General features: G+C 70.2%; 11 protein-coding genes and 1 riboswitch. Of the genes, 9 read left to right on the forward strand and 2 right to left on the reverse strand.

From position 1 onward, the window contains the following. Positions 1-87 precede the first annotated feature (87 nt). The 3 genes from ABD299_RS01705 (at position 88) to ABD299_RS01715 (ending at position 2996) form a co-directional block, all read left to right on the forward strand. Positions 88-306, forward strand: a complete 219-nt coding sequence (locus tag ABD299_RS01705) for a DUF3263 domain-containing protein (protein WP_344258302.1) — start codon at positions 88-90, stop codon at positions 304-306. Positions 307-316: 10 nt separating this feature from the next. Next, the gene (gene otsB, locus ABD299_RS01710; RefSeq protein ID WP_344258206.1) at positions 317-1147 is read left to right on the forward strand and encodes a trehalose-phosphatase; all 831 of its coding nucleotides are present in this window, start codon (positions 317-319) and stop codon (positions 1145-1147) included. A 187-nt stretch (positions 1148-1334) separates the two neighbouring features. Further along, entirely contained in the window at positions 1335-2996 is a 1662-nt protein-coding gene (locus ABD299_RS01715) for a catalase (protein WP_344258207.1), read from the forward strand. 68 nt (positions 2997-3064) lie between these two features. On the opposite strand, the gene ABD299_RS01720 is transcribed toward ABD299_RS01715, so the two are convergent. After that, complete coding sequence (locus ABD299_RS01720) at positions 3065-4555, reverse strand: alpha,alpha-trehalose-phosphate synthase (UDP-forming) (protein ID WP_344258209.1); 1491 nt, start codon at positions 4553-4555, stop codon at positions 3065-3067. Next, complete coding sequence (locus ABD299_RS01725; protein ID WP_344258210.1) at positions 4545-5633, reverse strand: glucosyl-3-phosphoglycerate synthase; 1089 nt, start codon at positions 5631-5633, stop codon at positions 4545-4547. The genes ABD299_RS01720 and ABD299_RS01725 overlap by 11 nt, the downstream gene beginning before the upstream one ends. 123 nt (positions 5634-5756) lie before the next feature. Beyond that, positions 5757-5900, forward strand: a riboswitch (SAM riboswitch). An 18-nt stretch (positions 5901-5918) separates the two neighbouring features. Here ABD299_RS01725 and thrC point away from each other — a divergent pair. The 6 genes from thrC (at position 5919) to ABD299_RS01755 (ending at position 13309) form a co-directional block, all read left to right on the forward strand. Continuing rightward, positions 5919-7196 (forward strand): threonine synthase, encoded by a 1278-nt coding sequence (gene thrC, locus ABD299_RS01730; protein WP_344258211.1) that lies wholly within the window; start codon positions 5919-5921, stop codon positions 7194-7196. Further along, a complete protein-coding gene (locus tag ABD299_RS01735) occupies positions 7193-7468 on the forward strand; it encodes a MoaD/ThiS family protein (RefSeq protein ID WP_344258212.1) in 276 nt (91 codons plus the stop codon). Before thrC ends, ABD299_RS01735 begins: the two co-directional genes overlap by 4 nt. A gap of 434 nt (positions 7469-7902) precedes the next feature. Beyond that, on the forward strand, positions 7903-8106 hold the full coding sequence (locus tag ABD299_RS01740; RefSeq protein ID WP_037653356.1) for a cold-shock protein: 204 nt from the start codon (positions 7903-7905) through the stop codon (positions 8104-8106). 268 nt (positions 8107-8374) lie between these two features. Beyond that, a complete protein-coding gene (groL, locus tag ABD299_RS01745; RefSeq protein WP_344258213.1) occupies positions 8375-10003 on the forward strand; it encodes a chaperonin GroEL in 1629 nt (542 codons plus the stop codon). Between the two features lie 157 nt (positions 10004-10160). Beyond that, entirely contained in the window at positions 10161-10577 is a 417-nt protein-coding gene (locus tag ABD299_RS01750) for a hypothetical protein (protein ID WP_344258214.1), read from the forward strand. 8 nt (positions 10578-10585) lie between these two features. Then, positions 10586-13309: a MinD/ParA family ATP-binding protein gene (locus ABD299_RS01755; RefSeq protein ID WP_344258216.1), complete on the forward strand. Its 2724-nt coding sequence runs from the start codon at positions 10586-10588 to the stop codon at positions 13307-13309. Positions 13310-13342 lie beyond the last annotated feature (33 nt).

Here is a 13342-nt window from a genome sequence, read left to right on the forward strand (position 1 = left end):
CAGCCCGCTCCGGCTCAGCCTGACCCGTCCGGGCCGCCGGGCCCGGATCAGGCGGAGGACGCACCGGCCGGCGGCCCGGCGGCGGAGCTGCCGGAGCGGGACCGGGCCGTGCTCGCCGTGGAGCGGCGCGGCTGGCCCGGCCCGGGTGCCAAGGAGCGGGCGATCAGGGAGCGGCTGGGGATCTCGCCCACCCGTTACTACCAGCTGCTCAACGCGCTGCTGGACGATCCCCGGGCGCTGGCCCACGATCCGGTCACCGTGAACCGGCTGAGAAGGGTCCGGCGGAACAGGCGGGAACGCCGGTAGGGTCGCCGGTATGGGCGATCTTCCCGTACCGACGACGCCGGCCGGCCGCGACGGCCTGGCCGCGCTCCTGGACCGGCCCCGCGAGGCCCTGGTGGCCCTCGACTTCGACGGCACTCTGGCCCCCATCGTTCCCGACCCCGAGGCGGCGCGCGCACACCCGGACGCCGCTCCGGCGCTGGCCCGGCTCGCCGGGCGGATCGGCGTGCTCGCGGTGATCACCGGCCGGGCGGCCGATGTGGCCGTGCGGCTGGGCGGGTTCGACCGGACCCCCGGTCTGGACGGCCTCACCGTGCTGGGCGGCTACGGCGCGGAGCGCTGGGACGCCGCCACCGGCAAGCTCCGCAAGCCGCCGCCGCACCCGGGTGTCGAGGCGCTGCGCAGCGAGCTGCCGGACCTGATCGCGCGCACCGCCCCCGGGGCGTTCCTGGAGGACAAGGGTGGCGCCCTGGCCGTGCACACCCGGCGCTCCCCGGACCCGGCGGGCGCCTTCTCGGCGCTGCGCGAGCCGATGGCGGCCCTCGCCGAGCGGCGGGGACTGGCCCTGGAACCCGGCCGGTTCGTGCTGGAGCTGCGCCCTCCGGGCAGCGACAAGGGCGCCGCGCTCACCGGCCTGGTCCACGAGTCGGGTGCCTCCTGCGTGCTGTACGCGGGGGACGACCTGGGGGACCTGGCGGCCTTCGACGCGGTCGGCAGACTCCGCGGCTCGGGCGTGGCCGGGCTGCGGGTGTGCAGCGGCAGCACGGAGGTCGCCGAACTGGCCGAGCACACCGACCTCACGGTCGACGGCCCGGCCGGAGTGGTCGCCCTGCTGGCCGCCCTGGCCGACGCCCTGGACCGCTGACCCGCCGTCTGCCGCCGCGGGTACCTCTTCGCCCGTGCCACCGAGCGTCGGGCAGCCGGCGGTCCGCCCGGGGGAGGTCCGCGGGCGTTCGGGCGGATGAGGACCGATTGGCGGGTTTCGGAGCGGTATGGGGGGTACGTGTGTGGTCTGCCCACCCACCCCCCAGCACCACCAAGGAGCCAGGACCATGACGGATGTCTCGAGCAAGGGTCCGGCATCGGGCGACGAGCGGCCCGTGCTGACCAATCGGCAAGGCCATCCCGTCTACGACAACCAGAACCAGCGCACGGTCGGCGCGCGCGGCCCGGCGACCCTGGAGAACTACCAGTTCCTGGAGAAGATCAGCCACTTCGACCGGGAGCGCATCCCCGAGCGGGTGGTGCACGCCCGCGGTGTGACCACCTACGGGTACTTCGAGGCGTACGGGACCTGGGGGGACGAGCCCATCAGCCGGTACACCCGGGCGAAGCTCTTCCAGGAGCGCGGCAGGCGGACCGACGTGGCCGTACGGTTCTCCACCGTCATCGGCGGCCGTGACTCCTCCGAGGCCGCCCGCGACCCGCGCGGCTTCGCGGTGAAGTTCTACACCGAGGACGGCAACTGGGACCTGGTCGGCAACAACCTGGGTGTCTTCTTCATCCGGGACGCCATCAAGTTCCCCGACGTCATCCACTCCCTCAAGCCCGACCCCGTCTCGCACGAGCAGAAGCCGAACCGGATCTTCGACTTCATGTCGCAGACCCCGGAGAGCATGCACATGCTCGTGAACCTGTTCAGCCCGCGGGGCATCCCGGCGGACTACCGCCACATGCAGGGCTTCGGCGTCAACACCTACAAGTGGGTCGACGCCGACGGCCGCACCAAGCTGGTCAAGTACCACTGGATGCCCAAGCAGGGCGTGCGGTCGATGACCGAGGAGGACGCCGCGAACGTCCAGGCCGGGGAGCTCGGGCACGCCACCAAGGACCTCTACGAGGCGATCGGCCGCGGGGACTTCCCGGAGTGGGAGCTGCTCGTCCAGATGATGGACGACCACGACCACCCCGAGCTGGACTTCGACCCGCTGGACGACACCAAGACCTGGCCGGAGCAGGAGTTCCCGCCCAAGCCGGTCGGCCGGATGGTCCTGGACCGCACGGTGGACAACTACTTCGCGGAGAACGAGCAGATCTCCTTCGGCACCGGTGTGCTGGTGGACGGCCTGGACTTCTCCGACGACAAGATGCTGGTGGGACGCACGTTCTCCTACAGCGACACCCAGCGCTACCGGGTCGGGCCCAACTACCTCCAGCTTCCCGTCAACCGGGCCAAGAACGCGGAGGTGTACACCAACCAGCGCGACGGCCAGATGACCTACAACGTGGACGGCGGTGGCCGCCACAACCCGGAGGTCAACTACGAGCCGTCGATCACCGGCGGGCTGCGCGAAGCCGACTATCCCACCAGTGACGACCAGGGGCCGGAGATCCGCGGCCGGCTCACCCGCAAGCGCATCCCGCGCACCAACGACTACCTGCAGGCCGGCCAGCGCTACCTGCTGATGGAGGACTGGGAGCGCGACGACCTGGTGAAGAACTTCACCGATCTGCTCTCCGAGTGCGACCGGCCCGTCCAGGAGCGCATGGTCTGGCACTTCCTGCTGGTGGAGAACGATCTCGGCCTGCGCGTGGGCCGGGGTCTCGGCATCAGCCCCGAGGACGTCGCCCACCTGGAGCCGCTGGCGTCCCAGGACCTCACCGAGGAGGACCGGCGGCGGCTCGGGCAGCTCGGCAAGAACCCGCCGCGGGACGTCGAGGGACTGACCATGACGCACTGCGTACCCGACGAGCGCCACGTCGTCACCCGCTGAGCGGCGCGCACCGCACGGCCGGGCCACCGGAGATCTCCGGTGACCCGGCCGTTTCCGCGCGGTGGCGGTCAGCTCGGTCCGCTGTCCAGGGCGGTGAGCTGGTCCAGGAACCACTGCCGCGGGGGCAGCGCGGTGGCGGCCGCCGCCAGACGCTCGCTGCGCGCCGCGCGCTCCTCGGGCGGCATGGTGAGCCCGTCGTGCAGCGCGCGCGCCGTGTCGGTGATGTCGTAGGGGTTGACCACCAGGGCGTCCTCGCCGAGCTCGGCGCAGGCCCCCGCCTCCCGGGACAGGACCAGGGCGCAGCCGGACTCCGAGACCACCGGCACCTCCTTGGCCACCAGGTTCATGCCGTCCCGGATCGGATTGACCAGCGCCACGTCTGCCAGCCGGTAGGCCGCCAGCGAGCGGGCGAAGTCGTCCTTGACGTGCAGCACCACCGGCGTCCAGCCCGCGGTGCCGAACTCCGCGTTGACCGCGCCGGCCACCCGGGACACCTCGGCGGTGTAGGAGCGGTAGACCTCCAGGTCCTGCCGGGACGGATAGGCGAAGGCGACGTGCACCACCCGGCGGTGCCACTCGGGGTGGTCCGCCAGCAGCCGCCGGTAGGCCAGCAGGCCCCGGACGATGTTCTTGGACAGCTCCGTGCGGTCCACCCGCACCACCGTGCGCCGGGGGGTGCCGTCGGGGGCGGTGCCGATCTGCTCGCGCAGCGCGGCCAGCCGCTCGTCCACGTCCTCGCGCGCGGCGCGTTCGCGCAGGAAACCGGCGTCCGCGCCCAGACCGTGCACGCCGGTGCTCACCCGGCGGCCCTCCAGGACGATCGCGTCGCCGGAGACCTCGGCACCCAGCACCTCCGCGCAGCAGTCGGCGAACGACCGTGCCCAGCGCCGGGTGAGGAACGCGGCCCGGTCGGCGCCCAGGATGCCGCGCAGTACCGCGCGGGCGGCATGGCCGGGCAGCATCCGGAAGAAGTCCGGTGGCGCCCAGGGGGTGTGCGAGAAGTGGCCGATGCGCAGGTCCGGCCTCAGCTCGCGGAGCAGTCCGGGCACGAGGGCGAGGTGATAGTCCTGCACGAGCACCCGTGCTCCGGGGGCGGCCTCCTCGGCCAGCGCCCGGGCGAAGGCGGCGTTGTACTCCTCGTAATGCGCCCACTGCTTCTCGAACTCGGTATCGAACGCCGGTTCGAGCGGAGTCTGGTAGAGCAGGTGGTGCACGAACCACAGCGCCGAGTTCGCGACACCGTTGTACGCCGCCTCGAACGTCTCGGCGGGGATGTCGAGCATCCGCACCGTCTGGCCCGCGGTGTCCGCCGGGTCCAGCAGCCCGCCGGGCCGGCGCCGGGCGGCCTGACGGTCGGCCTCGTTCAGCGCCGCGCAGACCCAGGTCCCCGCTCCGGGGCCCAGTGCGCTCAGCCCGGAGACCAGCCCCCCGCCGCCGCGCCGGACGGCCAGCGAGCCGTCGTCCCGGAGGGTGTGGCTGACCGGTCCCCGGTTGGAGGCCACGAGGATCTCCGCGCGGGGCGGCCGGGACTGCTGGGGCTCGGGGGACTCAGCGACCATGCGCGGAGCTTTGCCAGCTGCGCGGTGAGTCAAACGTCTGTCCGGGCATGGCGTCGATCACCCCGCCGGGCGGGCCGGCCCCGTCGCCGTCGCCCCCGAGCCCGGCCGTCACCCCGGTGCCGCGCCGGGCGGCGTACTCGGGAACGCTGATCATCGGCGGGCGCTCGGAGGTGTCTATCGGGTGAGTGCGAGGGGCGAAACCGCCGTCCGGGGTCCGCTCGAACTGGGTGAGTCCGGCCGGCCGGCCGATGCCGGGGCGCGGCAGCCGCCGCTCGGCGGTGCGCAGTATCGCGGCCGCCATCCGGCCCAGTGCCTGCCCGTCCTGGTTCCGGTGCCGGCGCACCCCCACGTCCACCTGGGCGACCGCGTCCAGCCCGGCGACGTGCAGGGTGTCCACCAGCAGCCCCAGCTCCACCCCGTAACCGACCGGGAAGGGCAGCCGCTCCAGCAGGGCGCGCCGCGCCGCGTACTCACCGCCCAGCGGCTGCACCACGCCGGCGAGCTGCGGCCAGTGCAGGTTCAGCAGCGGGCGCGCCACCAGCTCCGTGACACGGCCGCCCTGCCGGGCGCCGGACGGGTTCTCGCCCAGCGGCCGGTCGTACATCGCCTTGACCAGCTGCACCTCCGGCTCGGTCAGCAGCGGCCCGAGAATGCCGGAGACGAAGCGGCAGTCGAAGTCCCGCAGGTCGGCGTCGACGAAACAGACGATCTCGCCGTCGGCCGCCAGCAGCGAGCGCCACAGCACCTCGCCCTTGCCCGGCACGGCGGGCAGCCGCGGCAGGATCTCGTCGCGGTGGACGACCTTGGCCCCGGCCGCCGCGGCCACCTCGGAGGTGCGGTCGGTGGAGCCGGAGTCGATCACCATCAGCTCGTCGATCAGCGGCACCGCGTCCATCAGCTCGCGGCGCAGCTTCTCCACGATCGTCCCGACGGTGGCCTCCTCGTTGAGCGCGGGCAGCACCACGCTGATGCTGCCCGCGGGCCCCGCGGCCCGCTTGGCCGCCAGCAGGTCCGGCAGCGGCCGGTCGGCCGCTGCCCAGGAACGGCGGTCCAGCCACCGCTTGGCGTCTTCCAGCACGGATAGGGCTCCCGGTGTCTCGCGGATCGGACGGACCGGGATATTCTCCGGGCCGTCCGTTACAGTCTCGAACAGCTCAGGTGACCCCCGCATCTCGGGGGCCCGGAGCCGACAACCGAAGAGAGCTCATCCAGAGGGGCAGAGGGAACGGCCCGTTGAAGCCCCGGCAACCCTCCCGCCGGTCTCGTGCGTGAAGACGCGAGGCTCCCGGCGGCTGAAGGTGCCAATTCCGTCCCGTGGCGAGAGCCGTCACGGGGAAGATGAGGAGAAGAAGGCCTCGCACCCATGTCTGTTCTCACAGCCTCCGGCACCTCGATCGACCTCGGCCCCGCCGCGGCGCTGTCCTGCCGCGAATGCGGGCAGCGCACGGCGCTCGGCCCGGTCTTCGCCTGTACGTCCTGTTTCGGCCCGCTGGAGATCGCCTACGACCTGCCGGTCTCCGACCCCGAGGGTCTGCGCCGCCGCATCGAGGCCGGCCCCGCGAACATCTGGCGCTACGCCCCGCTGCTGCCGGTCCCCGCCGACGTGGCGGACAAGCCCAACATGAACCCCGGCTGGACCCCGCTGGTGAAGGCGGACCGGCTGGCCGCCGAGCTCGGCGTGACCGGCGGCCTGTACGTCAAGGACGACTCGGCCAACCCGACGCACTCCTTCAAGGACCGCGTGGTGGCCAACGCCGTGGAGGCCGCCCGGGCCTTCGGCTTCACCACGCTGTCCTGCTCGTCCACGGGCAACCTCGCGGGCGCCGTCGGGGCCGCCGCCGCCCGGGCGGGGCTGCGCTCGTGCGTGTTCATCCCGCACGACCTGGAGCAGGGCAAGGTCGTGATGGCCGCCGTCTACGGCGGTGACCTGGTCGCCATCGAGGGCACCTACGACGACGTCAACCGGTTCTGCAGCGAACTCATCGGCGACCCGGCCGGCGAGGGCTGGGGCTTCGTCAACGTCAACCTCCGCCCGTACTACGCGGAGGGGTCCAAGACGCTCGCCTACGAGATCTGCGAGCAGCTCGGCTGGCGGCTGCCCGACCAGCTGGTGATCCCGATCGCCTCCGGCTCCCAGCTGACGAAGATCGACAAGGGGCTCAAGGAGCTGATCGCCACCGGGCTGGTCGAGGACCGCCCCTACCGGATCTTCGGCGCCCAGGCGGAGGGCTGCTCGCCGGTCTCGCAGGCGTTCAAGGCGGGCCACGACGTGGTCCGCCCGGTGCGTCCGGACACCATCGCCAAGTCCCTGGCCATCGGCAACCCGGCGGACGGCCCCTACGTGCTGGACATCGCCCGGCGCACCGGGGGCGCCGTGGAGGACGTCACCGACGAGCAGGTCGTGGACTCCATCAAGCTGCTGGCCCGCACCGAGGGCATCTTCGCGGAGACGGCCGGCGGGGTGACCCTCGGCGTGACGCGGAAGCTGATCGCCTCCGGGGCGCTGGACCCCTCGCTGACCACCGTCGTCCTCAACACCGGGGACGGCCTGAAGACCCTGGACGCGGTGGCTCCCACCAGCGGGCCGTCCGCGGTCATCCGTCCGAACCTGGATTCCTTCCGAGAGGCTGGCCTGGCATGAGCGTCACTGTCCGGATCCCGACCATTCTGCGCGCGTACACCGACGGCCGGGCCGAGGTCACGGCCGAGGGCGCGACGCTCTCCGAGGTCCTCACGGACCTGGAGAAGAACCACCAGGGGATCGGCGCCCGGGTGCTGGACGACACCGGCAAGCTGCGCCGGTTCGTCAATGTCTACGTGAACGATGACGACGTCCGGTTCGCAGACGGCCTGGACACACCGACTCCGGACGGTGCCGGAGTGTCGATCATCCCGGCGGTGGCGGGGGGCTGACACCCGCCGCGCACCGCGCCGCATCCCGGAACGCCCCGGGCCCCGCGACGGGTCCGGGGCGTTGTGGTGCCCGGGGTCCGGGGCGTCCGGGGAGGGCGCTAGAGTGGGGGCATCCCCCACGCACTCGCGTCATCGCCCCATCATTTCGCGACACTTTTTCGCGCTCGCGCATGCGCCGATTTGCCGGTTTGGCGAAGTTCGGCCCGCCTGAAAGATTCAACCTTCACATAATTTGCGCATTATGCACCCTTCGTGCCCGTCAGATTTCTCGTCGGTATGACCTGTTGCACTCGGCGTCCGTCCAGATACATTCAGCGGCGGTCGACGCGTTCCGGCGCACACCCCCTCCAGCCGGCTCGGGGGTGGGTCTGAGGGCTGACCCGGGTCCGCGGAGTGCGGCACTCGTGAAAGGGCCAGCAATAGGGGAGTAAGGAATGGCTCAGGGCACCGTCAAGTGGTTCAACGCGGAGAAGGGATACGGCTTCATCGCGGTCGACGGTGGTGCGGATGTCTTCGTCCACTACAGCGCGATCCAGATGGACGGCTACCGCACCCTGGAAGAGGGTCAGCGGGTCGAGTTCGAGATCTCGCAGGGGCAGAAGGGTCCCCAGGCCGACATGGTCCGGGTGGCAGTCTGACGCACCGGCCGCACCGCAGTCATCGGCAGGGCCCGCACCCGGGTGGTGCGGGCCCTGCCGCGTGTCCGGCCGCCGGGGCGGCTTGCACTCTCACCCGGGGAGTGCTAATCATGGGTTAGCACTCTGAGGGTGAGAGTGACAGACAGGACCGGTTCGGTGAGGCCGGCGGTGCAGGGCGGGGAAGGACTCGTCCGGCTCGCGGGCCGTCCGTCGCGGGCGCCAGCGCGGTCCGGAGCAATCCACCCCTGTCTCTGGGAGGACCACTTCAATGGCCAAGATCATCGCGTTCGACGAGGAGGCGCGGCGCGGCCTTGAGCGCGGGATGAACCAGCTCGCCGACGCTGTCAAGGTCACGCTCGGCCCCAAGGGCCGCAACGTCGTGCTGGAGAAGAAGTGGGGCGCCCCCACGATCACCAACGACGGCGTCTCCATCGCCAAGGAGATCGAGCTCGAGGACTCCTACGAGAAGATCGGCGCCGAGCTGGTCAAGGAGGTCGCCAAGAAGACCGACGACGTCGCCGGTGACGGCACGACGACGGCGACCGTCCTGGCCCAGGCGCTGGTCCGCGAGGGCCTGCGCAACGTCGCCGCGGGTGCCAACCCGATGGCGCTGAAGCGTGGCATCGAGGCCGCCGTGGAGCAGGTCTCCGAGGCCCTGCTCGGCCAGGCCAAGGAGGTCGAGACCAAGGAGCAGATCGCCTCCACCGCCTCCATCTCCGCCGGCGACACCCAGATCGGCGAGCTGATCGCCGAGGCGATGGACAAGGTCGGCAAGGAAGGCGTCATCACCGTCGAGGAGTCGCAGACCTTCGGGCTCGAGCTCGAGCTCACCGAGGGCATGCGCTTCGACAAGGGCTACATCTCGGCCTACTTCGCCACCGACATGGAGCGCATGGAGGCGGAGCTCGAGGACCCCTACATCCTCATCGCCAACTCCAAGATCAGCAACGTCAAGGACCTGCTCCCGCTGCTGGAGAAGGTCATGCAGTCGGGCAAGCCCCTGCTGATCATCGCCGAGGACGTCGAGGGCGAGGCGCTGTCCACGCTCGTCGTCAACAAGATCCGCGGCACCTTCAAGTCCGTGGCCGTCAAGGCCCCCGGCTTCGGTGACCGCCGCAAGGCCATGCTCGGCGACATCGCCATCCTCACCGGTGGCCAGGTCATCTCCGAGGAGGTCGGCCTCAAGCTGGAGAGCGCCTCGCTGGACCTGCTGGGCCGTGCCCGCAAGGTCGTCATCACCAAGGACGAGACCACCATCGTCGACGGTGCCGGCGACAGCGACCAGGTCCAGGGCCGGGTCAACCAGATCCGCGCCGAGATCGAGAACTCCGACTCGGACTACGACCGCGAGAAGCTCCAGGAGCGCCTCGCCAAGCTGGCCGGCGGCGTGGCCGTCATCAAGGCCGGTGCCGCCACCGAGGTGGAGCTGAAGGAGCGCAAGCACCGCATCGAGGACGCGGTGCGCAACGCCAAGGCCGCCGTCGAGGAGGGCATCGTCGCCGGTGGTGGCGTGGCCCTGCTGCAGGCTTCCTCGGTCTTCGAGAAGCTGGACCTGGACGGTGACGAGGCCACCGGTGCCGCCGCCGTGAAGCTGGCCCTGGAGGCCCCGCTCAAGCAGATCGCGGTCAACGCCGGTCTCGAGGGCGGCGTCGTCGTGGAGAAGGTCCGCAACCTGACCCCGGGGCACGGCCTGAACGCCGCGACCGGCGACTACGTCGACATGCTCGCCGAGGGCATCATCGACCCCGCCAAGGTGACGCGCTCCGCGCTGCAGAACGCCGCCTCCATCGCGGCGCTCTTCCTCACCACCGAGGCCGTCATCGCCGACAAGCCGGAGAAGGCCGCGGCCGGCGCCGCGGACCCGACCGGCGGCATGGGCGGCGGCATGGACTTCTGACCTCACCGAGGTCGGAGGCCGGCGCCACCGAGCACCGCCACGGGCGGCGCCCCCATCAGGGGGCGCCGCCCGTCGGCGTCGCCTCAGTTTGGGCGGGTGGCTTCTGCCTGCACGGGAGGTGGCCACACCGGAACGGTGTGAGTGGCACCATGGCCCCATGGTTTTGCACGTGGGGCGGGCCGCATTGCGCAGCAGTCGGGAGCGGCTGAACAGGGATGCGGGGCTCGTACTGGAAGAGGGAGACGGAGCCACCTCCTTCCTTCTTCTCTTCTACGCGACAGAGTGCGGGCTGAAAGAGCGTTTGCTGGTCCGCTGCGGCGGGCGCAGTACCGAGGCGGTGGCCTCGTACGGCCATGACCTGAGGAAGATGGCCAAGGAGCTGAAACTGCCTGCGTCCGTGTGGCGGCGACTGTCGGACCTCGACGGCTGCAGACTGAGATGTCAGGGGCAGGGGGACATTGCCTTCAAAGAGCTTCACCAGGCGTGGAGATATGGTGCGAAGCTGGACCCGCGGGCGGAACGGGCTGTGGTCGCCCTTCTGCGAGAGCTGATCTCTTGGCGTGAGAAGGACTGAAGGGGCGCATGGTGGGAGAACGGACGCAAGCGGATGAGGTGCCGCCCCCCGAGCACCTGTTCACCTGGGTGGATGTGGATGAGCATCTCGCCCGGCTGGCGGAAGCGGCTGTGCAATGGCCCCAGTGGCTTCTGGGGGCAGACGCCTGGTGGGACGGGCTCGAACTTGTCGTCCGGCCCGCGACAGAGCCTGCAGAGGTCCACTCCTGGCTCAACGCGGTGTTCGGCCCGGGGTCTGTGGTCACCGATGGCAGCCATCCGATACTGCGACTGGATGACCCGCGAACGCCGCAGCCGACTGGTTTGCCGATTTCTCTGTGCGTCGATGACGAGATGAGAAAGCCGCGGCGGGAACCGAGGCTGAGGGAGAAGCACATCACGCCTTTCCTCGCTGAACCGCTACCGGCACCGGAGGTGGATGGTTTTGCTGCTGATGTTCAACTCATGGCCTTCCACTCCTTCAAGGGCGGGGTGGGGAGGACGGTGCACGCCGTGGCCGCGGCCGATGCGCTGGCTGGGCAGGGGGCTTCGGTGCTCCTTGTGGATGCCGATCTGGAGGCACCCGGTATCACCTGGATGCATCGTTCACAGGGAGGGCAGCTCGATTTCAGCTACGAGGACTTTTTGGCCCTCCTTCATGGTGAGGAAGGAGGGCCGGAGGGCGCTGTGGAGATCGCCGCTCGCTACCTTCCGAATCAAGAAGCCGGACACTACCCGGGGCCGGGTTCGATCACGGTGCTCCCTGCCAGCCGCAGGGTGACTCTGGGGCCTCCGCGCATTGAACCCGCTGATCTTCTCGGCCCCTCGCGGTCCTCGTATTTTCTCACCGATGCCCTGGCGGCTCTCGCGGCCCGTATCGGTGTCCAAGTCGTAGTGATGGACCTCCGGGCTGGGGCATCGGAGCTGTCGGCGCCCGTCCTGCTCGACCGGCGTGTTCAGCGCGTCTTTGTCACGACACTGAGTGATCAGTCGCTGACGGGGACGTGCGAGTTTGTCCGGCAACTCGGGCGCCGTTCACCGGGACGCCGAGGTCTCGACCCGGAAAGCAGCGTGGTCATCACCCAGTACCGGCAGGACGCCCATGGAGAGCAGGTGACCGAAGCGCAGAACCTGTTGGGGCGCGCTCTTGGCAGTCTGCTGCCGGCTGCCGGGACCTCGGGCGCGGACCGGAACCGGGACGCCCGGGATATCGACACCGATGTGCTCATCACCGCGGTCAAGAGCCCGTTCAGGGAGGAACTGCTCGCTCTCCCTCCCGGGTGGAACTCCGTTCTGGCAGCTGTGGAGCGTGCCTCGCTCAAGGGGGTGCTCCAGCCGGTTCTCCCCACGATCGACCGAGGCAGACCCCCTCGTACGACAAGCGGGGAGCGGGACATCGACGCCCTCAGGGGCGACCTGGCACGAACCGCACGCCGACTCACCTATGCCGAGAGTGAAGGGCTCTCCTCAGCCAGCGGCTTCCTGGTGACCGGCCCGATCCGAAACCTCCTCAGCGAACATCGCACGGAACTACCCGTGGCCTTGGTCACCGGAGCCAAAGGGTCGGGCAAGACTTTCACCTTCGTCACTCTCTGTGCCGCACGGACCTGGTCGGAGTTCGCCCGGCGGTCGGAGGTCACGGGGGTGGGGCTGGATGCCCCAATCGTTCCTGTTCTGGAGCCCACGGCCCTTCGCCAGGATGACGTGACTCCCCAGGATCTGCGGGATGCGTTCGCGCGTGAACGTGACGGTGCCGTGGCGGAGAACGGCTTCGCCATCCGTGACCGTCTGACTCGCGGTGTGGCGGAACTGGGAGAAGAAGACGCCGTCGGCTGGCGCAAGCTCTGGCTGAGATGTCTGGCGGGGGCTGCCGGGCTGTCCGCGGAGCAAGTGACGGACCCGGAAGAAGCGCTCATGGAACTCGGGCGTCGACAGCAGGTGGTCTTTGTGGTGGACGGCCTTGAGGACGTCTTCCAGACACTCGACACGAAGGTAAAACAGACAGCCCTTCGCGTGCTGCTGGTGGATGTCCTCGGATGGTTGCGCTCTCTGCGCGGTCGGCCACTCGGACTCATCGTCTTCGTTCGCAGGGATCTTGTAGGGCGTGCTGTCCATCAGAACACTGGCCAGCTGCTGCATCGGTACGATTCGTATGCTTTGCGCTGGGACGAGCAGGAAGCGCTGCGACTGGCTCTGTGGGTCGCGGTCCGCGCCGAAGCTCTCGACCAGCCGGCGAAAGCCGTCACGGACCTTTCCTACGACGAGTTGGTCACCGCCCTGACCGCCCTGTGGGGCAGGAAACTGGGGACCGAGACGTCGAAGGAAGCCCGTTCCCACCTGTGGGTGCCGGCGGCGCTCGGTGACTTTCAAGGCCAGGTGCAGGCGCGGGACGTCGTGGTCTTCCTTGGCGAAGCGGCACGGCTCTCCGCGCAGCAGAAGGGCTGGCCGGACCGGGTTCTCACGCCCGCGGCCATGCGGCGGGCACTACTGGAGTGCTCGACGAACAAGATCGACGAAATTCGTCAGGAGAACCCGGAAGTGGGGGCACTACTCACTCACATGCGGCAGTACGGCGGGACGGTGACCGTGCCGTTCCCGCTGGCGGATGTGGGGTTGGATACCGATCAGGCGGAATTCCTTGTGCGCTCGGGAGTCTTCACACGCGGTGATGACGGGCGTTACTGGGTGCCCGAGATCTACCGGCACGGCCTGGGGTTCGGAAGCGAACGCCGGGCGCGGGTGCTCTGGCGCTGACCTCGGGAACGGCCGCCCCGGCGCACCGCCCGG

Origin of the sequence: Streptomyces sodiiphilus (assembly GCF_039529215.1) — a bacterium.
GTDB lineage: Bacteria > Actinomycetota > Actinomycetes > Streptomycetales > Streptomycetaceae > Streptomyces > Streptomyces sodiiphilus.